This window comes from Dictyobacter sp. Z7_2 (genome assembly GCF_057551105.1).
The window spans coordinates 843162-868679 of record NZ_BAAJPE010000001.1; the positions used below are offsets into that span (position 1 = coordinate 843162).

The 25518-nt window shown below is 48.2% G+C and carries 20 protein-coding genes and 2 pseudogenes; 7 read left to right on the forward strand and 15 right to left on the reverse strand.

Annotated elements, in window-relative coordinates:
- Nucleotides 1-166: 166 nt before the first annotated feature.
- Genes AC27N8_RS03140 through AC27N8_RS03150 form a run of 3 tightly spaced genes read right to left on the reverse strand, consistent with a single transcriptional unit; the run spans nt 167 to nt 4107 of the window.
- Nucleotides 167-2878: an NB-ARC domain-containing protein gene (locus AC27N8_RS03140; RefSeq protein ID WP_487063862.1), complete on the reverse strand. Its 2712-nt coding sequence runs from the start codon at nt 2876-2878 to the stop codon at nt 167-169.
- Nucleotides 2865-3524, reverse strand: a complete 660-nt coding sequence (locus AC27N8_RS03145) for a helix-turn-helix transcriptional regulator (protein WP_487063864.1) — start codon at nt 3522-3524, stop codon at nt 2865-2867. The genes AC27N8_RS03140 and AC27N8_RS03145 overlap by 14 nt, the downstream gene beginning before the upstream one ends.
- Nucleotides 3505-4107 (reverse strand): hypothetical protein, encoded by a 603-nt coding sequence (locus tag AC27N8_RS03150; protein WP_487063866.1) that lies wholly within the window; start codon nt 4105-4107, stop codon nt 3505-3507. The genes AC27N8_RS03145 and AC27N8_RS03150 overlap by 20 nt, the downstream gene beginning before the upstream one ends.
- 1378 nt (nt 4108-5485) lie before the next feature.
- Here AC27N8_RS03150 and AC27N8_RS03155 point away from each other — a divergent pair.
- Together AC27N8_RS03155 and AC27N8_RS03160 are read left to right on the forward strand one after the other, a co-directional pair.
- The gene (locus AC27N8_RS03155; RefSeq protein ID WP_487063868.1) at nt 5486-7756 is read left to right on the forward strand and encodes a hypothetical protein; all 2271 of its coding nucleotides are present in this window, start codon (nt 5486-5488) and stop codon (nt 7754-7756) included.
- Nucleotides 7757-8757: 1001 nt separating this feature from the next.
- Nucleotides 8758-9282 (forward strand): hypothetical protein, encoded by a 525-nt coding sequence (locus tag AC27N8_RS03160; protein ID WP_487063870.1) that lies wholly within the window; start codon nt 8758-8760, stop codon nt 9280-9282.
- A 37-nt stretch (nt 9283-9319) separates the two neighbouring features.
- Here the strand turns inward: AC27N8_RS03160 and AC27N8_RS03165 are convergent, their stop codons facing one another.
- The 5 genes and pseudogenes from AC27N8_RS03165 to AC27N8_RS03185 form a co-directional block, all read right to left on the reverse strand.
- On the reverse strand, nt 9320-9757 hold the full coding sequence (locus tag AC27N8_RS03165; RefSeq protein ID WP_487063872.1) for a hypothetical protein: 438 nt from the start codon (nt 9755-9757) through the stop codon (nt 9320-9322).
- An 86-nt stretch (nt 9758-9843) separates the two neighbouring features.
- Nucleotides 9844-10176 carry a hypothetical protein gene (locus AC27N8_RS03170; RefSeq protein ID WP_487063873.1) on the reverse strand — a complete coding sequence of 111 codons (333 nt, stop codon included), beginning with the start codon at nt 10174-10176 and terminating at the stop codon, nt 9844-9846.
- 87 nt (nt 10177-10263) lie between these two features.
- Nucleotides 10264-11415, reverse strand: a pseudogene (locus AC27N8_RS03175) (IS3 family transposase).
- A gap of 161 nt (nt 11416-11576) precedes the next feature.
- Nucleotides 11577-12590, reverse strand: a complete 1014-nt coding sequence (locus tag AC27N8_RS03180; RefSeq protein WP_487067895.1) for an NADP-dependent oxidoreductase — start codon at nt 12588-12590, stop codon at nt 11577-11579.
- Nucleotides 12591-13010: 420 nt separating this feature from the next.
- Nucleotides 13011-13871 carry an SDR family oxidoreductase gene (locus AC27N8_RS03185; protein WP_487063875.1) on the reverse strand — a complete coding sequence of 287 codons (861 nt, stop codon included), beginning with the start codon at nt 13869-13871 and terminating at the stop codon, nt 13011-13013.
- 186 nt (nt 13872-14057) lie between these two features.
- Between AC27N8_RS03185 and AC27N8_RS03190 the strand changes: the two genes are divergently transcribed.
- A complete protein-coding gene (locus AC27N8_RS03190; protein ID WP_487063877.1) occupies nt 14058-14963 on the forward strand; it encodes a LysR family transcriptional regulator in 906 nt (301 codons plus the stop codon).
- Here AC27N8_RS03190 and AC27N8_RS03195 read toward each other — a convergent pair.
- Both AC27N8_RS03195 and AC27N8_RS03200 read right to left on the reverse strand, forming a co-directional pair.
- Nucleotides 14903-15496 (reverse strand): hypothetical protein, encoded by a 594-nt coding sequence (locus tag AC27N8_RS03195; protein ID WP_487063879.1) that lies wholly within the window; start codon nt 15494-15496, stop codon nt 14903-14905. The genes AC27N8_RS03190 and AC27N8_RS03195 overlap by 61 nt on opposite strands.
- A gap of 1160 nt (nt 15497-16656) precedes the next feature.
- Entirely contained in the window at nt 16657-17043 is a 387-nt protein-coding gene (locus tag AC27N8_RS03200) for a winged helix-turn-helix transcriptional regulator (RefSeq protein WP_487063881.1), read from the reverse strand.
- 241 nt (nt 17044-17284) lie between these two features.
- On the opposite strand from AC27N8_RS03200, the gene AC27N8_RS03205 reads away from it, so the two are divergent.
- Nucleotides 17285-18334 (forward strand): aldo/keto reductase, encoded by a 1050-nt coding sequence (locus AC27N8_RS03205; protein ID WP_487063883.1) that lies wholly within the window; start codon nt 17285-17287, stop codon nt 18332-18334.
- Between the two features lie 366 nt (nt 18335-18700).
- On the opposite strand, the gene AC27N8_RS03210 is transcribed toward AC27N8_RS03205, so the two are convergent.
- Complete coding sequence (locus tag AC27N8_RS03210; protein ID WP_487067896.1) at nt 18701-19855, reverse strand: epoxide hydrolase family protein; 1155 nt, start codon at nt 19853-19855, stop codon at nt 18701-18703.
- A 112-nt stretch (nt 19856-19967) separates the two neighbouring features.
- Here AC27N8_RS03210 and AC27N8_RS03215 point away from each other — a divergent pair.
- Nucleotides 19968-20165: pseudogene (locus AC27N8_RS03215) on the forward strand (IS3 family transposase); the annotation flags it as partial.
- Between the two features lie 95 nt (nt 20166-20260).
- Here AC27N8_RS03215 and AC27N8_RS03220 read toward each other — a convergent pair.
- The 4 genes from AC27N8_RS03220 to AC27N8_RS03235 form a co-directional block, all read right to left on the reverse strand.
- Nucleotides 20261-20812 (reverse strand): dihydrofolate reductase family protein, encoded by a 552-nt coding sequence (locus tag AC27N8_RS03220; protein ID WP_487063885.1) that lies wholly within the window; start codon nt 20810-20812, stop codon nt 20261-20263.
- A 262-nt stretch (nt 20813-21074) separates the two neighbouring features.
- Complete coding sequence (locus tag AC27N8_RS03225) at nt 21075-21635, reverse strand: dihydrofolate reductase family protein (protein WP_487063887.1); 561 nt, start codon at nt 21633-21635, stop codon at nt 21075-21077.
- Between the two features lie 192 nt (nt 21636-21827).
- Nucleotides 21828-22334 (reverse strand): SRPBCC domain-containing protein, encoded by a 507-nt coding sequence (locus tag AC27N8_RS03230; RefSeq protein ID WP_487063889.1) that lies wholly within the window; start codon nt 22332-22334, stop codon nt 21828-21830.
- Nucleotides 22331-22744 (reverse strand): ArsR/SmtB family transcription factor, encoded by a 414-nt coding sequence (locus AC27N8_RS03235; RefSeq protein WP_487067897.1) that lies wholly within the window; start codon nt 22742-22744, stop codon nt 22331-22333. Before AC27N8_RS03235 ends, AC27N8_RS03230 begins: the two co-directional genes overlap by 4 nt.
- A 161-nt stretch (nt 22745-22905) precedes the next feature.
- Between AC27N8_RS03235 and AC27N8_RS03240 the strand changes: the two genes are divergently transcribed.
- Nucleotides 22906-23094 (forward strand): AMP-binding protein, encoded by a 189-nt coding sequence (locus tag AC27N8_RS03240; RefSeq protein ID WP_487063891.1) that lies wholly within the window; start codon nt 22906-22908, stop codon nt 23092-23094.
- Nucleotides 23095-23301: 207 nt separating this feature from the next.
- Nucleotides 23302-25509, forward strand: a complete 2208-nt coding sequence (recD2, locus tag AC27N8_RS03245; protein WP_487067898.1) for an SF1B family DNA helicase RecD2 — start codon at nt 23302-23304, stop codon at nt 25507-25509.
- The last annotated feature ends 9 nt before the right edge of the window (nt 25510-25518 follow it).

A 25518-nucleotide genomic window follows, 5' to 3' on the forward strand; every position in this document is an offset into this window, starting at 1 on the left:
CTTCATACATATTTTTTCTATAGTTGATCTTTTAAGGCCTTGCTATACACCGCTTAAGGGTCTCAGCTACATGCTTTGTATATTATGTAGGATAATAGAACCTCCTTGTAGCAGATTTTGTTCATCAACTAAACCTCTTTCGAGGCAGAAAGGACCAGAGAAGCTATCAAAGGCAGTTCAAAATACTTTCAATGGAGATATTCTCCCCTACTGCCAAATTCGAGGTAGTGTTAGCCACTTCCAGCATATGCCTGACTCTTTCTTGCGCTCGTTGGAAATTACTCTGTTGCTGTGGATGCATATCAAAGGTATGTATCCAGGATGTGGCAGCTCCCAGGAGCATCATAGCGAGATCGTTCCTTCCTCTTTCCAGCATGATTTGAGCTAAACCGATCAGGCTACGGCCCACCTGCTTTTTATCACCAGGCTCTTTGTAGCCTTGCAGGACTGCGAGGTAGCAGTCCTCAGCATGTTTTTGGTTGCCAGCTGCCAGTTGGAGATCTCCCAGGATACATAATGAGCTCGTGGCTTCAGATTTGTCACCTTGTTTCTGGAGGAAATCCAGCGCCTTTTTGACCATGTTGGAAGTTTCTTCCGTGACATCTCCGAGCGCGAGCACCACTTCGGCTAATTTTATTTGCCTGCTGATAGCGGTTGAGATGTCTCCAAGTTGCTCAGCGATGCCAATGCGCTCTGTAAAGAGCTCTCCAGCCTGCAGGTAGTTTCCCTGGTGGAAGGCAACATCGCCGAGCACATCGAGAGTCAGAGCAATCAGTGGTTTGGTACCAAGTTCCAGAGCAAGCTCATGGCTCTCCTGTGCAAGCTCCATGGCGTGCTCGAGATTGTTTTGTGCTATTTCTATGTTGACTTGTGTTGTCAGTATTCTTGCCAGACTTTCTGCATCTTGCGCCCTACGGGCCGCTGCGATACTCTCTTCCAGGAGTAAGTGGGCTTCCGCGTTTTTTCCCTGGCTGCGCATGAAGCGTCCCCAACTTTCCAGCGCATTTGCCAGAACCCAATCGTTTTTAGATTGATAGGCCACCTGTACGCACTCCTGAAGTAGATTATTGGCCTCTTCGGGTTCGTTGTCTCGATACAAGACCCAGCTCAGCGAATTCAACGCACCTGCCAGATTTTCCAAGTCATGGATTTCACGAAAGTAGGCTGCACTCTGTTCAAGTTGCCAGCGTGCATTGACCAGGTCACGGAGACGATACGAGAGATGTCCTGCTCGTCGCAGTACTTTAGCGCGAATTGCCTGCGGTGCTCCTGGAAGCGCGGGAAGTTGTAGTGCCTCTGTGAGATAGCGCTCTTCCTCCTTCCAATATCCACGTAAGCCACAAAATTTACTAAAAGCTTCGGTAAAGCGTAAGGCTAACTCAGTCTCTTGTTGTTCAAGTAACCAGCGCAAAGCATTACGCAGATTATCCACTTCCAGATCTAACGTTGCCAGCCACCGCACTTGCTCAGCTCCTTTTAGTAATGGAGCTGCTTGCTCAACAAGATGAAGATAATACAAGGCGTATGCACGATACTGAGCCTCTAACTCACCGCTCCCACGTAGACAATCCTGTGCATACTGGCGAATCGTCTCAATCATTATAAAACGTGGTTCATTGTTTTCCTGTGGTTCGAGACGCTGAATCAACGTTTTGTTCAGGAGCAAATCGACTACATCAACCATGTCTTTGATCATGGATGATGGCTGCATGACAGCATTGAAACAGGCTTCAATCGTCTCAAGTTGCGCTCCACCAAGAAAGACGGAGAAGTGTTGAAAAAACCATTTTTCCTGTTCACTGAGCAGGTCATAGCTCCACTTGATCATATAATCGAGTGTATAGTGCCGTTCAGGGATAGAACGCTCGCTACTTTTCAGCATATGTTGATTCTGATTTAACTTTTTAAGGAGCGCCTGGGGAGTGAAGAGCTTAATGCGCACCGCTGCGAGCTCAATCGCGAGCGGTAATCCATCCAATCGGATACAGAGTTCGGCGACAGCGTTTGCGTTGGCCTCTGTGAGTGTGAAGGAGGGAAGATATTCTTGAGCTCGCTGTACAAAGAGCGTAACGGCATCGAACTGCATCATGTGATCAGCTGTGGGGAGATGGTCACGGTCTGGCTTGGAGAGGGCCGAGACCGCAAAAATATGTTCAGCTGCCAGTTGAAGTACCTCGCGACTTGTAACCAGCACCTTGATCTGTGGACAATCCTGGAGAAGCCCCTCAATTACTCCTGAAGCACTAATAAGGTGCTCAAAATTATCCATGAGGAGCAACATATGTTTATCTCGGAGGATGTTTTTGATCTGTTGAATGGGCGTGAGCGATGTACTATCCTGGAGGCCAAGTGCTGAGGCCAGCGTGGGAATGAGCATGCTTGGATCGACGATGGGGGCGAGCGATATATAGCACACACCATCGACAAAATACTCCTGTGCCTGTTCTGCAGCCACTATTGCCAGGCTTGTTTTCCCGATGCCTCCTGTTCCAAGCAGGGTGAGTAAGTGGACATCGGGACGTATGAGCATCTTATTTACATCGTTGACCTCTTGTTTACGTCCGATAAATGTTTTAAAGATGATGGGTAATCGAGAAAATGCCCCCATTTGTTTGACGTATTTTCTCGATTCATCCTCCTTGAAAGAGGATTTAAGCAGGCCTAGTTCCTCAAGGCTTTTGTCGAAAGCAAGACAAAGCCTCTGACAATAATAAGCAGAAGGAAAAGTAACACCACGTTCCCACCGACCCACAGTACGAAAATCAGGCAAGTCAATTAGATTCGCAACCTGCTTATAGGTCCAACTACGTAATTGCCGCTCTTGGCGTAACCGATTATTTGGTACTGCTTTTTTTTCAACAGAATCATTCGCCATCATGAGCCACGTTCCTCAAAAGGATATTTTGTATTTCTTCATTTTGAGTAAGATCGAAAGCGTTTTTGATCTGTGAAAATGAAATAAGCGCAAATTCATGGTTAGCTCCCTGTTGAAGCGGTTCCTTTGGAAAAAGCAGGTGATCGAGCATACGCATGCGAAAGCCTTGAGTCGTACAGGGATTAAGTAAAGCGGACACAATCTCAAACATGTCATGATCATGTTGTATTTGCTCAAGCATCATACGTCGTTTCTCCTCTGATAAGCTCAAAGAAGTTGACGCTGGTATTTGGGATGATAATGAGGATATAGGGTAATCCAGCGGTGAAATGTCTCTTTGATCCATAACAGGAACGTGTAAGAGTGAAAAAAAGGCAGCGTCCAAAGCTTTCTCTTCAGCAATCATTTGACTTTCAGCGATGACTGTATGAGTAATGTCATCTGACAGAAAAAATGGCTCAACCTGCCTATTCAGAAAAGCGCTCAGATCTCGCCAGTGTGCAGACGATGGTACCGAAATACCACGCTCCCACCGGGAAATCGTCACACGCGTAATTTTCATCTTCCTTGCTAGTTGTTCCTGAGACCAATGGCAACGCAAGCGCGTATCACGAAGAAGATGAGAAAAACTAGAAGAGGAAGCACCCATTATTTCCTCCTTTCATGAACCTGTTGATCATCTTCATCAACCTATTGGCCACGCGAATACGACAATCGACCATAGAAACTTGTCTTGCATAGATCGTCACAAATGCAGAATATGACGAATTTTGAAGAAAAACGGTATAGTTGCCTGGTTCAAGGACCGGAAAGAGCGCAAGAAATACCGATCTATTCCCAGATTCGTGTTCAGTAATATTTGCAGCAAAATCTGTTGTGGTTGATGTAGGAATAAATCCAACACAGAGGTGAATAGTTGCCCCAAGATCTTTTTTTCGTGCTTTAATAATAAGTGCCCCTTTTTGTTTATTCGCACCAAGAGATTTGGGGACGTTAAACAGGCCACTCTGAGACAACATAGATACCGATGGTATCTGCGCCGGTGCAACAGTGGAGGGGGAGGGCGTTTTCCATTGTAAAAATGCAAACACGACACCTAAAACAGTACAGAGCACACTTAAAACAGTCGCCCAGGGTCCAGTAACTATCACCTCCAGATTGAGTATCCATAGAAGTGTGGCACCAAAAAGCGCCAAGAAACACACCAGAATCACAAAAACGCGTTTCGGCAATGGATACAAATACCTCATTGTGTTTGGCCTCCTTGCCTTGAGAAGACAGAGCGCCAAGAAACAGCAAGGAAACACCATTGGAAATGGGGGATCAAATTCATCTTGCCCATACTATCTATTCTCTTTTCTCGTATTCGCAGGGCAAGGAAAAATGCAACTACAAAAGGAGTTATCAATCATGCCCTGTCACACCAGATTATCGCCGAGGCCGCACCTGCAAGTGGAACCAACAATAACCTTTTTATACTCTTTGAGAAAAAGTATAATTCGCCGGAAGATATTTTACAAGGAATTCTTGCGAAACTGAGGGAATAGGTCGTATCATCACAAAATGTATCTCTGTGTAACAAGGTTGTTACTCTATCAAATACGGGGCATGCTATCTTTCATCAAACGATAGCATGCCCCGTATTTGAGTTTTGTTAGTTCTTGCCCCCTTCTTGCCCACCTTATGCCTACTTCTATATCTAGTTTATTGTGTATACTCTAAATGAAAAAGCTAGACAGGCTGACTAACAACCCTGTCACACCAGATATCTCTTGTGGCCGCACCTGCAATTGAGGAAACATGAGCTATCATACTCTGGCAACATTGCTAGTCAGCTTCTGGCATCTCTTTTTATCTTGGCTGTAATACATAATAATACAGACTATTGACACCTATTTCATATTATACATGATGCAGGTAAACAAGGCGTGAGTTTGCAAGCCCGCAAGAGAGATAGTATTATGTTCCAGAGAACCCTTCAGATACTGTCGAAACAGCCAACAATCTTGGAGTCACTATTTACTCAAATATATATAATTACTACATCCGCAACACTTATTCAAGAATGATATGCCTATATTCCACCTTGGCAAATCGTATTTCCTCTCCATGTGAGTACTGCTTCAGCGCTCCTACCTACTCAGAAAGAATATCAACCAAAACCTATATGCCCATATGCTCATGCGTTTCTTCTTTTCTGGCTCTTCACAATCTGATACTCGCCTAGTTTCGTAATGCCTCACACAAATAGTGCGCATAAATATCAGAAGACACAATATATATTTTTAAAATGAATAGAAACTTATTTCATGCAGAAGAATTTATCCAGCAGTTGCTCTATCCCTTTTTGCCTGGTTTTCACATCATAAAAAGTACGAGTCGTGAGGAGTCTTAGATTCATTATATTCTATCCACAAGGACCCTTTTTCAGTTACCTCCATTTCACGACTAAACATTACACAATATCTCCTCAGGATTCTTTGTCCTCATCAAACACGTTGTTTATGGTTGTTCCAAAAAAGATTGACTTTTCTTTCTTTCCAATATATATTTGGAACAACCGTGAACAACCATTCAAGTTTTCTAAAATGAAAGTCAAATGGGTGCAATATGACCGAACAACTGTTCAAGGCAAGTTTAAGTCAGAGTCAAGGACGTCGTGCATGGTGTATAATTTTTCGTCACCCCCTCCGGAGAGATACTCAGGGACGCTTAGGCCTACGAGTACGGCGAGGACTTGGAAGTACAGATCGTGCTGAAGCTGAGCAACTTAAAAATCAAATGAATGATTTGCTCGCAGATAAAACATTGTGGAATCCGGCGAATCAAGTACGAGCTAAACGTCTTTATGATAGCCGTATAGTAAGTGCTTTTTATGATAATCTGACTCCAACTGAACAAAACTTCTGGGAGGTTCGAGAAAGTATCATTCCTCTCTCTACTCTACATGATTACACTCGTGTATTGCTCATTGGTACTACTGGCGCTGGAAAAACCACTATTGTTCGGCAACTTCTTGGAACTGATCCAAAAAGTGAACGTTTTCCTTCAACTTCAGCAGCAAAGACAACCATCTCTGATCTGGAGATTATGTTAGCAGAAGGTCCTTTCCGAGCGGTTGTCTCATTCCTGCCAAAAGATTGGGTACAAACATACATCGAGGAGTGCGTCGCTGCTGCGGTACTTGTTTATTTAGAAAACAGAGGGCTCAGGGAAGTTGAACGAAAATTACTTGAACATAACGAACAGCGTTTTCGTCTGAGCTATATTTTAGGTACGAGATCAACATTATCTAAGCAAGAAAAAGAAGATGAGCTCTCTGACGAAGATGAAGGTGAGGAAGAGGAGATAATCGATCAGGATATCATCTCTCCCGAAGAGCGTCGTCTATTGATTGAACGCCTTCATCACTACCTTCAATCAGTCCAATCTCTTGCTGATATCTCTCGCAATGAACTTGCAGCAAATCTAAAATTCTCCTGGGAAGATGCTAATAAAGATGATAGAGATGCTTTCCAAGAATTATTAGAAGATGAGCTCTATAATCAGGAAGCATTTCATAGGTTGGTTGATGACATTTTAGATGATGTTGAGGGACGGTTCGAAATACTACAAAAAGGTCAATTTATACGTGAAAAGGGTGAATGGCCATCACTTTGGACATATGAAACATCAAATCGTGAAGAATTCCTGAAGACGATTAACCAATTTTCTAGTAATTATGCGCCCAACTTTGGGCGGTTACTGACACCATTAGTGCAAGGAATTCGTGCAGTTGGACCATTTCAGCCAGCGTGGAAAGATGGTTCTATACCACATCTCATCCTCATGGATGGAGAAGGGCTTGGTCATACTCCTGATACAACTGAGAGTATCTCCACCAGAATTACAGATCTTTATGAGAAAGCAGATGCAATTCTCCTTGTTGATAGCTCATCACAGCCATTGCAAGCCGCTCCAAGCGCTGTTCTGAGAAGTATTGTATCGAGCGGCCATGTCTCAAAGTTGTTAATCTGTTTTACCCATTTTGACATGGTCAAAGGGGATAACCTTCCGAATCAAGAGACAAAGAAAAGCCATGTTCGTAACTCATTGGATAATACGATTATGGCAATCAGTAAAGATTTAGGACAACGTGCTAGTTTTGCTTTAAAAAGTTCTCTTGATAAGAATGAGCCTTTTTTTGTATCCAATATCCAGAATCAACTTCCTGAGAAAGCAAAACTAACGCGAACTGAATTAAACAGAATGTTAACCACCCTTGAAGAAATAAAGTCACCACCAGTAACAGCAGAAGTAAAACCTATCTACGATGATACATTTCTCCTCTTCTCCGTTCAAAAAGCAGTAAAGGCATTTCATGAACCTTGGCGTGGACGTTTAGGTCTGCTATCTCGTTCAGGGATTTCTCCCGAGCATTGGACTCGAATTAAGGCACTGTCACGACGTCCGGCACAGTGGGGAACGGATGAATATGATAATCTCAGGCCAGTAGCTGATTTAATCAGAGTATTGAGCGAACAAATTATGAGATTCCTAGAGAGTCCGATCAAATGGGAGCCCTCAAGCAAAGTCCAAGAAGAGAAGAAACAGATAGCAATAGATAGTATTGCTCGTGAGTTTTATTCACAACTGCGCAAGCTTGCCCGAAAGCGGTTAATCAACGATCATATACTCGACTGGGGAGCAGCATTTTCTCACCGTGGAACTGGATCAACAAGAGTTAGAGCAAGAGAGATAGCAGCAATTTACGATTTAGCTGTACCCATCAATGAGGAAACCGTAGATAGTAAAATGAATGAATTTATTGTGGATATAACAGAAATCGTAAGGGAAGCCATAAAGTCAGGTGGAGGTAAGCTCATGAGAAGAAATGAATAGATGCACTCATTCACCCGGATCTGTTAGAGATGCTTGAGAAGAAATGTAGCCCCAACATTATTTGTTTCTGCTCAAGGCAGGAGACAACGAACCTGACTGATGTCTGGTGGTAAGAATAGCGTATAGCTCTATCTTCGCCAGAACATACCGAGTGAGAGATTCGATATATCCGTGCCAACCCAGTACACAACGCGTTCATAAAAGCGCAGCCACCACTGGCTCAGGTCGGCATGTCCCGGTGTCAACGAATGGTAGTAGACCTACTAGAAGACAGACTCTTCGCCAGCTTACATGGTGTGGATCATGCCGCTACCACTCGCATCTGCCGTCCAACGCTGCGCATCTGTGGGGGCTACCTTTGCATCAACTACTCACAGCACATCGATGGCTGTTGTCTGTGATAGCTCATAGTTCTCATACGCAACCATTAGCCTCCGCATGAGCTGCGCGATGATATCATGCAGTCGATCTTTTGGGAGTATAGGCTCGGCAAGCCAAATTCCTAAACCGGTCAGCGAGGGCACATAGCGCAGGCGTGAAGAGGCGCGAGGATATTGAGATGTTTTCTTGATAAGAGAGAACGCTCGTGGGCACCCTGACGGATGCCCTCTGCGATGGGGTGCTCCACCACGCGCACGTCGCGGAGGAGCGCATCGTCGACGCTCTTCGCATTATTACATTGGTGGCAAATGTTTACTCTTGGCACGTCCCCAGGCACGCCACCCAGAACTCCATCGAATCAGCTAACCTCTCACCTTGCACATTTCTCCCACGATGTTACAAGGTAAAGTCATGAGACATACAATTCATTCACATGCATAAATATGATATACTCGTCGTAATAGGAGTCATTCGGTTTTTATATGGGGTTAATGGATGTGTACATCCAGTTGATACCATCTAACCCTTTGCTATAAACCATAGTAACCATACACCTTCTCTTTAAAGAGTGAACAGTACAAGTGTTGTGCTATCAAAATGCAGAAAGAAAAAGAAAAGGTATGGGCAAAATACTACCATTTCGTACTCAACATGAACAGCGTTGTTTAGAGGCTCGCTCATCAAACCAGTTTCTCGACAAAGTGCTTAGTTACCGATCGAATCTTCTTTTGGCAAACGGCGTAATCAGCAAAGTGAGTAAGCAGATAAAGAAAGAGGAAGTTATCAATCCTCATTTTTATTTCAAACTATTAGAACCTGTTCAGCAGACAGAATACATCACTCACATGTTATACAAATACTTCGATCGTTCACCTCATATTCCCTCATTAATTCGTCCTGCTCGTTATTCTTTGCTCTTACTTGTACATACAGTTGAATTACACGCTAAGGAGCTAGGACTCCTTCTCACCGAGGCACATCTCCAGGCACTCAACCATACTACACCATCCTTCCAAGATCTAAAACTGCGACAAGATATCCTTAATAAGATATATTATCTCTTACAAGGCAGCAATACTATTGCACGTCAAATTAATGGATTTATGCACCAACTACAAATAGAAGAAGAGCAAATTGCACCTTGATCACACAAATGCTCTACGTTATTTATAAATAAACTTATTATAATTTCGAAGGAGCAAATAAATCAAGAGCTGCATTTAAAAACGTTCGGCAATTTTTCAATGTATTATATGCTTGTGTCCTAATATCACTGTCAAATTTCTTACTTAAAATTTCCAAAGCATCTAAAGTCACATCAAGCTGTGTAATAGCCTCATCGATTCTAGTACAAAATTCATCTATTGCTCCGTTTTTTATACATTCTCGAGCTTGTGTTTTTTCCTTAACCTTCTTTACGCCCACAAGCATTTTACTCAGTTCATTTTTATAACTTGTTACAAGTACATCATCCTTCAAAATCATTCGCAAATCGTTTTCCGTGAGAAGTTGCTCATATATTCTCCGAAGATCATTTTGATAGTCTTGAAACCGTTGTTGTAGGTTACTTCTAACATTCCTTTTTTTCCAGGATTGAGATGAAGGTTGCTGGTCTGGCATCTTACCATCACGCAAGCTTTTTCGTTTTTCGCTACCATTCAATCTACTTCAGATATATAACTATTTTCTTTCTCTATTTTGCATCTTTATCCTTCTGGCGGAATAACAAGAGCTGTGACTAAAGAATACGCAATAAGCAAAAGCGAACCATATATAGTATTGTAAAACGCTAATGTCGCAAAAGGCCCTCCCAAAGCCATTACCCAAACGATAAAAGCTCCTACAGCAATAAGCGTCTGTGTACGAGCCGGTGTTTTTTTTGGTTCTGTGGTTTGTTTGAGTGTCCATAATGCTGTAAGAATTACACCTACCAGAAAAGCAAGCCAGAAGATCGTATCGTGAGTTATTTTTGACGTGCTATTGATCAAGCCAGTAGCAGCCGTCCAAGCAGCAATAATATCTGAAGGGATATATTTCACCACTCTATCAAAATACGTATCAACCTTGGGACTTGCATCTGAGGAGTGTGTGCTTGACCCGCTTTCATGGACAGTACAAATGGGTGGTTAGGTCATCGATTCTTCATACTGGAAAGGGCTCAGGTATCCTAAAGAAGAATGACGGCGTTGCCGATTGTAGAACGTTTCTACATACTCGAAGATGGCCGCTCGTGCGAGAGCATGAGTCGGAAAACGAGTGCGAGAGAGGCATTCCCACTTGATCGTGCTCCAAAAAGACTCTATAACGGCATTATCATAGCAATTGCCTGTTCGGCTCATACTCACGATCATGCCTTTCTGATCCAAAAGATTCCGATAGTGTGTACTGGTGTACTGTGAGCCACGATCCGAATGATGCAAAAGACCGGCGGATGGATGTCGATGCAGCACTGCCATCTGCAATGCCTTCTCAACCAGTACTGTGTCTTGCTGGGGAGCCAATGCCCAGCCCACCAGCGATCGTGAAAAGAGGTCAAGCACCCCGGCCAGAAACAACGGTCCCTCCTGCGTCTGGAACATGGTGACATCTACCACCCACTTTTGATTGGGAGCCTCTGCGTGAAAGTCCCGATCCAGTACATTTTCCGCCTTGGGATGCGTTGGATCTTGACGGGTCGTGTGGACATGACGGTGTTTTGTACGTGCAGAGAGGTTTTGCTCTCTCATGATCCTGGCCACACGCTTGCGCGAACAGCGAGACCCTTGAGCATGGAGTTCTGCATGCACGCGCGGACTTCCATATCGCTCCTTGCTCGCTTTGTAGACGCTTTCAACTGCCAATGTCAACTCGCCATCTTCTCGTGCATGCTGGCTCTGGGGACGTCGTTTCCATGCGTAGTACCCGACTTCCGGATACCTCAAGGATGTCACAAAGCCGGGTCACCGGATACTCAGACTGCGTCGCCTCGATGAATTGGTAGATCATCGTTCGGTTCGTGAAAAGATGGCAAGTGCTTTTTTTAAGATATCCCTTTCCTGCTTTAGAATCTCGTTTTCTCGTTTGAGCCGACGCATCTCTTCTTCTGGTGGCGTTTGATGTCCACTGCCGGGAAAGGCATCGGTCCCGTGTGCTCTCATCTGCTGCTTCCAGCCATGAAAAGTGTTGTCTGAGATACCCAGCTCGCGGGCGACCTGGGCCAGTGATTTTCCACTGAGTTCAACCAGATCCAACGCGTCTCGTTTGAACTCAGGAGTAAAGACTCTTTTTCCAGTTTTCATAGTGATCCTCTTTCCTGTCTAGTATACACGTGTTTCGATCCTCTATGAAAGTGGGTCAAGGTCAAATCGGTCCACATCGCTTTGGGTCCTTTCTTCTCGTTTGCACTCGTCCTTTCTTTTCTTATCGGCTGCTCTTGGTTCTTACGACACACTCTAAGGTCTTAATCTGCGGAAACTTTCATCAAGAGTTTGCCAAGGTTTTCGCCACGAAACAGTTTAAGAAATGTTTCTGGGAATGTTTCAAGGCCATCGACAATATCCTCACATGACTTCAGCTTACCAGCTTGCATCCAGCCAGCCATCTCGTATCCTGCTTCAACAAAGTGGTTGGCATATTCTGTAATTTGCAGACCCGTCATACTTGCGCGGCTGGCGTGGAGGCCCATATAATTGGCTGGCCCTTTGGGAGCAGTCGTGCTATTGTATTGTGAGATTGACCCACAAAGGACGACACGGGCATGGGGAGCAAGTTGCGTGAGAGCGGCATCGAGGATCTCGCCACCAACGTTATCAAAGTATACGTCGATCCCCTGTGGGCACTGCTTGAGAAGCTCCTGTTCCACATCTTGTGCGTGATAATCGATGGCTGCATCGAAGCCGAGTTTCTGAACAAGATACTCGCATTTTTGAGGTCCACCGGTAATACCAACCACGCGGCAGCCTTTTATTTTCGCAATCTGTCCCACCACCATACCAACTGATCCGGCAGCGGCTGAAACGACAACGGTTTCCCCCTCTTTGGGCTGACCAATAGTGAGCAGGCCAAAATAGGCCGTCAGACCAGGCATGCCCAAGGTGCTCAGATAGAGGGGCAAGGGAGCTCTCGTGGCATCCACTTTCGTGATGCCGCGCCCATCGGAATAGGCATATTCCTGTACCCCAAAGAGGCCAACCACGAACTCATCGACGGCGAAATTGGGATGGTTGGAGGCGACGATGCGGCCAACAGCAAGTGCACGCATTACGTCGCCGATGCCAACAGGAGGAATGTAGGATTTTTCCTCATTCATCCAGCCCCGCATCGCAGGGTCAATAGAGATATAGAGGTTTTTGACAAGGAACATGCCAGCCTCTGGTTCTGATACTCCTTCTTCTGTATACGTCCAGTTGCTCCGTTCTGGGAGACCGACGGGGCGAGCTGCGAGACGGAATTGATGATTCGTTGTCGTCATAATCTGTTTTCTCCTTGTATCTCTGCTGATGACGCTGGGGGAATTTCCGCAGCGCTTTCCTGTTTCTGGATATGTGGCATGAACATATCGGTGAAGAGGGTTGCCTGTTCTTGAAAAGGACTGATGGTTCCTTGAAGCATTCTTAGCATGAGTAAGCCATCAATCTGACAGTGTAACTTGAGTCTGCTCATCTCGGCGCGATACCAGGCATCCCCAGAGTAGTGTGAGTCGTGCCCTCTTCGATTATGAATACCTGTGCTCTTGTTCAACAGAACAAAAAACGTGTGTCTGTGAAAAAAGCGAACGCGGATCAGCCAGGCATGCGCGTCCGCTTCTTCTTTTCAGGGAGAAGAGAAGGCATCCCCGATTCAGGTAAGGCATGCCGACATGTCGACCTAAAGACAGGATGCCCTTATCTGATTTTTACTGGACGTTCCGGGTGATAACATCGGCATCCGTTGATCTGGCGAGTGCCTCCTGGGCATCCAGTGCGGTCAGGCGTGCCTGGAGTGCGGCTCGCACCCCCTGATATGCATCGCTTCCCAGCGCGAGACGCAGAGGAGCAGATGACTGGCTGGCAACGCTCACAATCGCCTCGGCCATCTTCGCCGGATCACCCGGAATAGTGTTGCCGGTCTGCTGAGACGCCCGACGACGTATCTGGCCGAGTGCGGTCTGGGCATAGGCGTTGAGGGGTGTGGCAAAGTCCATGCTTCTCCCTCTCCAGTCGGTGCGTATTCCACCAGGCTCGACGATCGTCACCTGGATACCCAGGGCTGCGACCTCTCCCGCCAGAGCCTCACAGAAGCCCTCAATCCCCCATTTGGTCGCGTGATAGAGACTCAAGCCAGGGAAGGTCACCTGCCCGCCCTGGCTCGAAATCTGGATGATGTGGCCTGACCCTTGTTCACGCAACAGCGGCAACACCGCCCGTGTGAGCTGGATCGACCCGATCAGATTGGTCTCGATCTGACGACGAAGTTGTGCATCCGTGACCTCTTCTGCGCCGCCGAACAGACCGTAGCCAGCATTATTGACCAGGACATCAATCCGTCCAAATGCCTCTCTTGCCTTCCTCACCACGGTCTCAATGTGCTCGGACTGGGTGACATCGAATTGGAGCATGCTGACGCGATCTGGAGCCCGCTCAACCAGATCCTGGTTCGCATCCGCTTGGCGGACGGTGCCAACGACCTTCTCACCGTGGGCAATGACTGCCTCTGCCAGGGCTCGACCCAGGCCAGTGGACGTTCCAGTAATGAACCATACTTTCTCTTGTGCCATACGTTCCCTTCTTTCTTCAACAAGAGGGAGACTCTTATTCGTCGCTCTCTCTCATGTCCCCATTGTAGGCCAGAAATTCTCATAGGTCCAACACTTATTTCGCACCTATTCACATGAAAACGATGTATAATAACTCGGGATCGGTTTGATCCACACCTGAGAGCGTACGACAGAAGGGAAGGGCATATGGAATTACGTCAACTGCGCTATTTTGTGGCTGTCGCAGAAGAATTGCATTTTGCGCGGGCGGCCTCGCGCTTACATCTTGCGCAACAACCTGTCAGCTTCCAGATCAAGCAACTGGAAGAGGAGTTAGGTGTCTGCCTCTTTCAGCGGACTACGCGTCAGGTCACCTTGACAGAAGCGGGACGTGCGCTGCTGGAAGAGGTCTACGTTGCCCTTGCCCATCTTGAGCGTGGGGTCAAAGAGGCAAGGCGTGCTCAGCAGGGAGAACGTGGGCAGTTGGTCATCGGCTATCTCAGTACGCTCCTCTACAATCTCTTGCCTGAAACGGTGCATCGCTTTCGCCAGCGCTTTCCAGATGTGGAGGTGGTCTTGAAGGAACTGGTCTCGCCCACCCCGGAGCAGCACGTCGTCTCTGGTGAGCTGGATGTCGCGCTGCTGATCTGGGAAGGACAAGAACGGCTCTTCCCAGAACTGGCAAACGAGCTGCTCTGCACAGAACCCGTCCTGGTGGCCCTTCCCAAAGCGCACCCCTTGTCAAGGTGCACTGCTGTGCCGTTACGCGATCTGGCAGGGGAACCGTGGGTAATGTATGGGCGCCGCCAGAAGCCACACACCTACGATCAGGCTATCGCATTGTGTCAGCGAACTGGTTTTAGTCCCACGATCGTGCAAGAAGCCGCCACGGAGCAAGCCGTCCTCGGTCTGGTGGCGGCAGGGGTGGGGGTCGCATTGGTGGCGGGTTGTCTGAGGGAGGTCCATGCGAACACGGTCACATATCGTCGGCTCATTGAGCCAGAAGTACAGGTTCAATTCGTCATGGCATGGAGACGAGAGCAGTCGTCGCCTCAGGTGCAAGCGCTGCTCGAAATTGCTCGCGAAGTCACAAGAGAGAGGGATTCACAATAAAGAAGAAGCCTTGCGTGACTGGTATGCCACTGCAACTGCGGAGACGGCAGCGGAGCAATTGGACCGATGGATCCAAGAGGTGCAAAATATTTACCTTCATCTTGTGTCATTGCCTCATCGAGAAAGGCATAAAATGTTTCATCATTGTGAAATTGATCCTTTGATGCCCAATGCTGGGTTTTTTCATCCACGTGGTTCTGTAATGGAAAGTCACCACTCGTTCTCCCATCTTGAAATGTAAGCTGATAGCAATCATATGTAGGATCTATGTTTGAGTCAAGTGTGCGAATTTTGCCTTTTAAATCACGGGTCCAATTGTTCCAGTTTGCTTCCGCATCTTTTGGAGAGAAGGCTTCATCCATGTCACGCGTTGAAAGCCTCTTTTTCCTTTTTTCACCGGTGGCTCGCTCCTTACCTTTACTGCTTTGGGAGGCGTTTTCATACAGGTCACGCGATGAATTCCCCCTTTCCTTTCGACCACCTGTGTCTCTTCCCTTGCTCTTATCGTTCCACTTAATCTCTCTTGGCGACATATTTTTCCTTTCCTCTTTCTTCTAGAAAACACTACCTGGAATGAGAGAGAGATAATGGAACAAAATGCTCTTTATACGATATAAGTATCGATAATATGTTTTGCTTCTCCTACTCTTTGTTAACTTTATGGTAATGTATTTCTCCTAACCTATGATGTACTCTATTCCTACGAAATCCAACGTGGCATTTACGAAGAGATTGTACGGTATGGAGTGGTACGTGCCTTCACACAAACGGGCTATTTCGAAGGGCCATTTGAAGGCACACCTCCCCTCCCGGCTTCTCGAAGACACGAGTATTGGAGCATAGATATGAGGTGTAAATCATTTCATTCTGCGGACCTGGCTCACTTTTGATACCGCTGGCGAAACCCCAAGCATCTGACGATAAAGAAAGGGAGAAGAAAAAAACGGAAGAAGAAACAGGTGAAATTTCACCTCAGGGAGAACGTCAATGTCGCTCAAAGCACACATGATTGGTCCAGTACCGTAAGAAACCGTCCGGGTAGTACGCGCTGCATACCCAAAAGGCTGCCTCTGTATGCGGATGCGCAATGTCTTGGGAAGTATCTACCTGGATACTGAGCTGAGGGGGAATCCCCACTCATACAAGCGACTTCGTGTCGCACCTTTGAACTCTTTTATGTAGATTTTTTGCACTTTGCCCATTGTTGATCCCTTTTTCAAGCTTGACTTAGTATATCTCAGCTTTAGGGACTCTTTTAAATTGGGTCAAGCTCATGGGTGAGATGTGCCATGGGTCAAGTCGTAGCAATCATGCGGAGCAAGGAGCAGCTTCTGGCAATGATCCGTGGATGGAAATGCTGGCATACAGTTGAGAGTGTGAAAATTTCAGAGTCATGGTTAGCTGGGGTGGTTCTACAGGCTCAATTCTGCAAAGAAGCGGGGATTCTTACGTAGTTCCCCGCTCAGTCTACGATGAACATTGGACCAGATCTCTTGGTTTGTCATCAGGGAGGTATGACAATGCTTCCCGACAGAGGTACTGTAACTCGTTTGCTTGGGAACACAAGCAGAACCGATATCAGAAACGGAAGCTGCGACTGATTAATCGTGTCCGTCACGCGGGCTTGTGGGATGGAACGATCGGGTGTAAATCCCAAGTTGTGGGAGGTGACGACAGAACTGACCCAGGCCAATCAGTTCTCACAATTGTCACTTATCGTAAACAGATGCGAAGATGTGGGAGTTCGACTGACCTCATCTGCATAGCATTCACCCCATTCCTTCATCAGGCACAAGATTGGTTCCAGGGTTCGGCCAAATGGAGTGAGCGAGTACTCGACCTTTGGAGGGACCTGTTTGTAGATCTCACGATGAATTATCCTATCTGCTTCTAACTCGCGAAGTTGGAGCGTAAGCATGCGCTGGGTTACATCGGGGATCAATCGATTGAGTTCTCCGAATCGTTGTGGACCAGAGATAAACAAGTAGTATAAGATCAATGGCTTCCACTTTCCTCCCGTAACGGCAATCGCAGTTAGCACGCCACATTTTTTTTCTGTTTCGTCGATCTCCTTTTGCATAAAACATTGCTTCCTTTCGGTGGTCTCAGTGTCTTTTGATACTATCATTAATGTCAGTATCGCACATTTTTGTACGTACTTGTGTCCAGCACATAGAATGGGTATACTCGACGAGGTAGAAATCGTGAACAGTTGACGCTGTACCGCATGACGACATGACGACTAGTAAGCCACTATTCATGCCTTCCAGTTATACATGTGTTACCAAAAATTAGATGAGCGAGTGATAGAGAGGAATAGGATGAGATATAGAACATTCGGAAGACAAACCGGGCTGCGTGTGGCGGAACTCGCCCTGGGAACGGCCAGCTTTGGAACACGACGGGGCTATGGAACAGAGCCAGATGAAGCCAGGAAGATCTTTGATTCTTATGTAAAGGCTGGCGGCAACTTTATTGATACCTCCGAAATATATCAATCAGGACAGTCAGAAGAGTTGCTGGGTGATTTTATCGCGGCTGATCGCGATCATTTTGTGCTGGCGTCAAAATACATGCTCGATGCCGAACAGATAGCGAGTGTTTCGCGCAATGGAAATAGTCGTAAGAGTATGGTCAGGGCAGTTGAGGGAAGTTTGAGACGCTTGAAAACCGACCGTATTGATCTTTACTGGGTACACGTGGATGATCGAGTGACGCCGATGGAAGAAATGTTACGTGGCCTGGATGATCTCGTTCGTTCCGGGAAAATTCTCTATGTGGGTTTTTCCAATTTTCCGGCGTGGCGCATCTCACGAGGTTCTGTGCTGGCTGAACTGCGTGGTTTTGCACCTATTGCAGGCATACAGTTCGAGTATAGCCTGGTGGAAAGAACTGCTGAGCGCGAGCTTTTACCGATGGCCGAAGCGCTGGGACTCGGAGTGGTGCTTTGGTCGCCGCTGAGAGGAGGCTTTTTGACGGGCAAGTATCGTCAAAGTGAGGAAGGAAGGCTCAAGGAATATGGGATACAGACGGAAAAGACCCCTCAGGAGACGGCTGTTCTTGACGCGGTGATTGACATTGCGAAAGAGCAGGGTGCGACACCTGGCCAGGTCTCAATTGCGTGGTTGCTGCACAAAGCGGAGGCATCAACAACGAGTATTATTCCGATCTTAGGAGCCCGCAAGCTCGAACAACTTGGAGAGGCTTTTGAGGCGATGAATCTGAGTCTCACGCAAGAGCAAGTGGAACGATTGGATGTGGTGAGCCAGGTGGTTCTGGGCAATCCCCATGACATCATTACTCAAAGTTCTGCTCAAATTGAAGGTGGAAAGCTGGGAGTGCTCAGGCATCCAAAAATACCGGTTGCCTGAAAAATCAAATCCTCCCTGTCTGAAGTGTAAATCCCAACAGGAAACTGGTCGTTTCGGTAGAATTATCCTGGTGGTCTATTTTCCTTTGAAGTGGCCTTCCAAGCCAAAACATAAAAATTATCTCCACCAGAAAATTATACTAGCGTGGCCAGTTTCCTATTGGAATTTACACCCATTTGAGAGAACCCAAAAACACGAGGTTGAGTGAACAAGAAAGTTCTCTTGTACTCATCACGAACGAGCAAGCATTGCACATGCGAAGACTCGCATCTCATGCTTTGCGGAACTCAAGGTTTCTTGAGCATGGTGGGCCATTAAGCAACAGTATCCATTCATACTCAAGCCCCTTTCTCTTTAGTTTGCATTTTAGCGCGAGGCCCGCAGGGGACGAAAGAATGCCCTCAGATCCTCGACCAACAGTTCTGGCTCCTCCAGCGCCGCAAAATGACCGCCTCGTGGCATGGGAGTCCAGCGCTCCACGCGCAGGCTCCGCTCCGCCCATTCGCGTGGAGGCAAGCTGATCTCCTTCGGGAAAAGGGCAACCCCTGCTGGGACTTCAATATGCTGCCCTGATTGAAGCGGCGACGATGCGTGAGCGTTCTCGTAGTAGATGCGAACCGAGGTAGGAATAGTTTCGGTCACCCAATACAGCATAATATTGGTGAGCAACTCATCTTTGCTGAAACGCCGCTCGATCTCACCATCACAGTCGCTCCATGTGCGGAATTTTTCAGTAATCCACGCTGCCAGGCCAACCGGTGAGTCATTCAAGCCATAGGCCAGCGTTTGCGGCTTTGTCGATTGGAGATGTGCATACGCACCCTCTTGCAGTGACCACTGCTGCAGAGCATGCAAATAGTGCTGCTCCGCTTCCGAGAGATCGGGCGGTTCAGGGTGCGTAGAGGGAGATCCGAGGTAGGTAAGATGGATGCCAACGAGCCGATCAGGATGTGCCAGAGCCAGACGTTGTGTGACTCCAGCACCAATATCTCCGCCAGCGGCGGCAAAGCGAACGTACCCGAGCACGTCCGTCATCAAGCGTGCCCACCACTCGGCGGTTTTCGTGGTCGTCACGCCGCGAGCAGTGGGACGGTCGGAGAATCCGAACCCTGGCAGTGATGGAACGATCACGTCGAACGAATCCGCAGGATCGCCGCCATGGCCGGCAGGATCGATCAGCAAAGGGATTACCTTGACCATCTCCAAGAACGAGCCAGGCCAGCCATGAGTGAGCAGGAGCGGCAGTGGTTTCGGTCCCAGTCCGCGTTCATGAATGAAGTGGATGCCGAAGCCGTCGATTTCAGCACGAAACTGTGCAAATTGATTGAGCCTTGCCTCCTGCGCTCTCCAGTCGAATTGATGGTGCCAGTACGCCACCAGGGCCTTGAGATACTCCAGGTTCGTCCCATAATCCCAGGCGGCTCCCTGAACCTCATCGGGCCATCGGGTACGTGCTAAGCGTTCGCGTAAGTCGTCAAGGGTACTTTGAGCAACCTGAATGGTGAATGGTTGGATATGTATGTCAGTTCTCCTCTCGCTCATTAGAAGTTTCATTTTTATGATAGCATATTTCACGTTGGCTGCCTCACGCCCCTGACAAACCGGCTCTAAGGAATGAGGATCTCGGTCCGGTATTGAGAGCTTTTGGGCGACATTGAAAAAAGAGTGCGCAGAGAATGGTATCTTTTCCAGCAGAGACGAAGCAAAAAAAGCAGTTTTTGAATACATAGAAGTCTACTATAACCGAAAAAGGAGGCATTCGTCTTTAGGATATCTCAGCCCAGTTTATTATGAAGAACAGAAGGCAGGAAAGAACGATGATTTTTCTTGACAGAAGCGATTTCACCAGGAAGCAGCGTTGCTTCCTGGTGAAATCGAGCATGTGAATCGGCCAATCGTCGAGAAACTGGCTCTCTGAAAGCCAAGCTATTTTGTGTGAGGTTGATAGCGAAGAAGAACGGTCCCTGAAGAAAATGATCTGGCTTCTACAAGTTTGAGGCTCATCTGCTCGCTGCCATCTCTAAAGAGACGCTTTCCGCTTCCTACGACAACGGGATAGATCACCAGCCGATATTCATCAATGAGGTTCTGTTGCTGAAAGGTATGGACAAGATCACCGCTTCCGAAGATCAACACATCGCGCTCACCCTCCTGCTTGATCCGACAGATTGCTTGAGCGAGATTATCCTTGATCAGGCTGGCATTCCACTCCACCTCGGAGAGGGTGGTGGAAACCACGTACTTGGGCAGGCTGTTCATACGGTCACCATACGCCCCCGCTCCAGATGTGGTAGGCCAGAAGGCTGCAAACTCTTGATAGGTTGCGCGTCCCAGTAGAAGCATATCGCAGGCGGAGAGTTCATCACTTTTAAACGCCTCCTGGTCTTTCCCCCTGCCCCATTGAAAGGAGGTCCACTGACCTGGGGCTTCTATAACGCCATCGAGCGTCACGAATGCTGAAACGATAATTTTTCTCATATTCTTTCTCCTTTTCTCATCAACGCCAATAGGAAGAGCAATCATACTGCAGTAACACTGAAATAAGCTCAAGCCGGGAACGTTCCTGCACCTCGCAAGGGCTGTTGTCGTCTTGCCCCTTCAACGTGGAGGAGTGGAGCAGACGAAACGTACCCGTTGCTGGGTGTTGACTATCATCAGGCGCGTATGCGGCTCAGACCGTGCTTGGGAAAGCAAAGAGTGGCTCAGGCTTGAGAGAGTTCGAACAGGTGTCCCCATCTCGTTACGCGCTCTTACGACCGGGGAACTGGTAGGTGAGAAGCAAGGTTCCCGTTCTGGTCGTTTTTGAAGAGGACAGTTTCAACCCCTTGAGCGCTTCTCCTTCCCGAAAGAGACGCCCTCCCTTGCCAGCAAGAACAGGATGGAGCCACAGATGCAGCTCATCCAGCAGGTTCTGCTGCATCAGCGATTGGACAAGGCTCGTACTGCCCCAGACGCCAATATCCTTTCCAGGTTGCTGCTTGAGCTTGTCGAGTTGCTCACTGAGATTTCCTTGGATCAGAGTCGCGTTCTTCCACTCCCCCCAAGAGACAGCCTGCAAGCTGTTGGATACAATGTATTTGGGCGACTGGTTAATGAAGCTGGCAAATGGTTCGAGGTCAGAGGTCGGCCAATACCGAAACCATTGCAGGTACGTCATCCGTCCCATGATTGCGGTATCCTGCAAGGCGACCTGGGTGGCCATGTCCTTTATCATGTCCTCGTCGAGATCTCCTTGCCAGACATTTGGGGCTTCGACAATCCCATCCAGGGAGGTGAACAAACATGAAACGACTTTTCTCATGTCCATATTCCTTCATCTTTTCTCTTGCAAAATGCTGCATAACAACAGTCTAATCCAGCAAGGAGGAAAAACCTAAAGCAGAGCGTATTTGGGGTCATCTATTATCCTCACAGCCAGGATTGGCAAACCATCCGTGACGAGGTTTGCCAGGTAACGTTGCAGCATGTGTCCCCACTCATATGAGCAAGTGTGTCACAGAGATGCATCCAAGTTGGTCAGATAGTGTTCGAGGTGATCCCAGTTCTCGGTGAACCCCTTAATGACTCCCATCGCCAGGACGGTCTGGAGATCTGCGGCTGATGCATAACGAATATAGGCGGTGAATTTCGTCTTGCCATTGTGTTCAGCAAATGTCAGCGTAATAAGTCGCTCTGGCAGATCGTCAACCAGATTGCCTTGCGCATCGGTAAAGCTCTCGGTGAAGACGATCCGTTCAGGATTGACGATTTCACGATAGACGGCTTTAACCCATGTCTCTTCCTGGCCTGTGGCTGATCGTAGGCAGAAATGCCATACTCCACCTGGGCGAAAGTCGAGGGTACAGGCAGCAAGCGCCCAATCCTTTGGTCCCCACCATCGGGCTAAGTGCTCAGGCGTTGTAAAGGCGGTGAAGACCAAATTACGCGGAACAGGAAATATGCGTGTAAAGAGAAGTTCCTGCTCTGTTTGCTCCACACGGGCCGTTTTCAAATCTTTCATTGTGTTTCTCCATTCTGCTCGGCTTGAGTGCGGTCTTGTGACTGAAGTTTCTGTAAGTAGTCATCCAGGCTGTCAAGGCTGTCATCCCAGAGCTGATGGTAGTACTCAACCCAATCGGAAACCTGTTTAATCGTGTAAGGTTCAAGTCGACAGGGACGCCACTGCGCCTTTCGTTCGCGTGTGATAAGCTTGGCACGTTCAAGTACTTTGATGTGCTTTGAAATCGCGGAAAGGCTCATATTGAAGGGTGCCGCAAGCTCATTGACTGTCGCCTCACCCAGGTTGAGTCGTGCAAGGATTGCGCGACGCGTAGGATCGGCAAGCGCAGCGAAGATTGCGCTTAGTGGGTCAGATGAACGGGTGGATGGCGTCGATGCTCCCAATGTATTTCCTCTATTCGCTAGTGCCATTGCCATCTCACTGATAGTGAAGATGATTTCGGCGATGTATTCTACCAACTGGTTAATTAACCAGTTGGTAGAATACATCGGAGTAGAACATTTGTCAAGCCTGAAAAATAGACGATCGTGGAATCTACCAGCCCGGTGACAAGCGTTTAGTCGCGTATATCGTGCCCAGTGCAGGGGAGCGGCTGGACCTGATTGTGAGCCTGCTGGCCGTCCTCAAAGCGGGAGGCGCCTATGTGCCGTCGGACCCGAGCACGCTGGCAAACCGTCTGGCGTATTCTATCCGTGATGCTCACATCGGGCTGATCCTGACGCAGGAGCAGATCCAGCCCATGTTTGCCCGCCTTTCCTGATGGCAACGATATCCCAGTAACAACATCTATCTAGATATTCATTGCATGGGAACGTTGTATACCAATCATAGCTTTTCTCTTCTTGGCATTAGGTATATTGACTGCTATACTGGTCATACGCCTCACAGAAAAAGGAGATGAACAGCAGTGTCATCTGAGACATCGCAACCGCAAGAGAAACGCTCATTCCATGCTTCCACTGAGCAGATGCAGGGGATTGTGGAGCGTGTCACCTATCACGCTGAAGAGTCAGGATATACGATTGCTCGCTTCAAGACGCCGGGCACGCGCGATCTTGTCACGATTGCAGGACATTTCCCCGCTATCGAGGCAGGGCAAACGCTCCGGCTTTCCGGCTCCTGGCGTGAGCATCCAAAGTATGGACCACAATTTCAGGTGACGCAGGCCCAGGAAATGAAGCCAGCGACATTGACAGGCATCGAGAAATATCTGGGAAGTGGTCTCATCAAAGGGATCGGCCCGGTGACCGCCAGACGCATTGTCGCTCATTTTGGCCTGGACACGCTTGATATTATTGAGACTCAGAGTGCTCGACTGATCGAGGTTCCTGGCCTGGCCCAAAAGCGTGTCGAGATGGTCACATCCGCATGGGCGGCTCAGAAGGCCATTAAAGAGGTGATGGTGTTTCTCCAGGGCCATGGTGTCTCGACGACTTATGCCGTGAAGATCTTTAAGCAGTATGGAAACAAGGCCATCGAGGTGGTGTCTACTAATCCCTACCAGCTCGCAACAGATATCTATGGCATTGGATTTATCACCGCTGACACGATTGCTCGCCACATGGGCGTGGCTCCAGATGCTCCTTTCCGCTATCAAGCGGGGATTACCCATGTGCTCAGTAGCGCCTCCGAGGATGGTCATTGCTTCTTGCCACACGACGAACTGGTGGAGCGCGTGGTGACCCAACTGGCTCTGCCAGAGCATCCCGTCGATCCTGAACGGATCATTGCCCTCATCGCCGAAATGGGTGCCTCAAAGCACCTCATGCTCCAGCTGGGCTATCGAGACCTCGAAGCGCAGCAGATCTGCTATACACCGGCGTTTTATCACACCGAGGGAGCTCTGGCCGCACGGCTCACGGCACTGGTTCAGACCCCGGTGGAGGTGGATATGCCACGTGTGCAGCGCTGGATCGATGGATACACGCAGAAAATGGGGATCACCCTATCGGAAGAGCAACGGCGTGCCGTCGAGATGGCTGCCTCCTCACGTGTGATGGTGTTAACAGGAGGACCTGGATGTGGCAAGACATTCACGACGAAAACCATCGCCGCACTTTGGAAGGCCATGGGCAAATCTCTGCTGCTAGCCGCTCCCACAGGACGTGCAGCACAACGACTTGCCGAGATGACGAAACGAGAAGCCACAACCATCCATCGTCTGCTCGCCTTTGATCCCAAAACCATGCACTTTCGCTTTGACGAGCAGCATCCTCTGGAGACCGAGGCGATGATCCTTGATGAAACCTCGATGCTTGATCTGTTCCTGGCACATGCGCTCGTGAAGGCTATTCCACCAGGAGCGCAGGTCCTTCTGGTCGGTGATATTGATCAATTGCCCAGCGTAGGACCTGGCATGGTGTTGCGTGACATCATTGCCTCCGAGCGCGTTCCTGTGATGCGATTAACTGAGGTCTTTCGACAGGCACAGGCAAGCCATATCATCACCAATGCCCATCGAATTAATACGGGCCAGTTTCCTCTATTGACACCGACGACGAAATTTGACGCGTCGGATTGTCTGTGGTTGGAGGCAGCAGAGCCTGCTCTTGGAGCCGAAGGGATTGTGCATCTGGTTCGTGACTACTTGCCTGCTCACGGGATACATCCCGTGAAACAGGTTCAGGTTCTCTGTCCTGGCACCCGTGGAGAGAGTGGAACACGAGCCCTCAATACCCGCCTCCAACAGGTGCTGAATCCACCAGCCACTGAAAAAGCAGAAGTGGTACGGGGAGGAAGCGTGTTACGCGTTGGAGATCGGGTGATCCAGCAGGTCAACGACTATACACGCGACGTTTTTAATGGAGATATTGGCACCATCGCAGCCATCAATGGAGAGGAACAGGAGATCATCGTCCAATTTTCCGAGCGTCTGATCACGTACGACTATGCCGATCTCGCTGAGTTATCGCTTGCCTGGGCGGTCACTGTCCATAAATCGCAAGGGAGTGAATATCCCGTGGTGATACTACCTCTTTTCATGCAACATTATCTGCTTCTCACCCGAAACTTGCTCTACACGGGACTCACACGTGCGAAACAACGTGCCATTCTGGTCGGGCCAACGAAAACGATTGGCTTTGCGGTCAAGCGTGTGATGGATCGGCAACGCTATACAGCGCTCGCTGACCGCTTGCAGAAAGCTCCTCAGTTCTCTTCAAACGAACATGCATAGCAAGTCAAT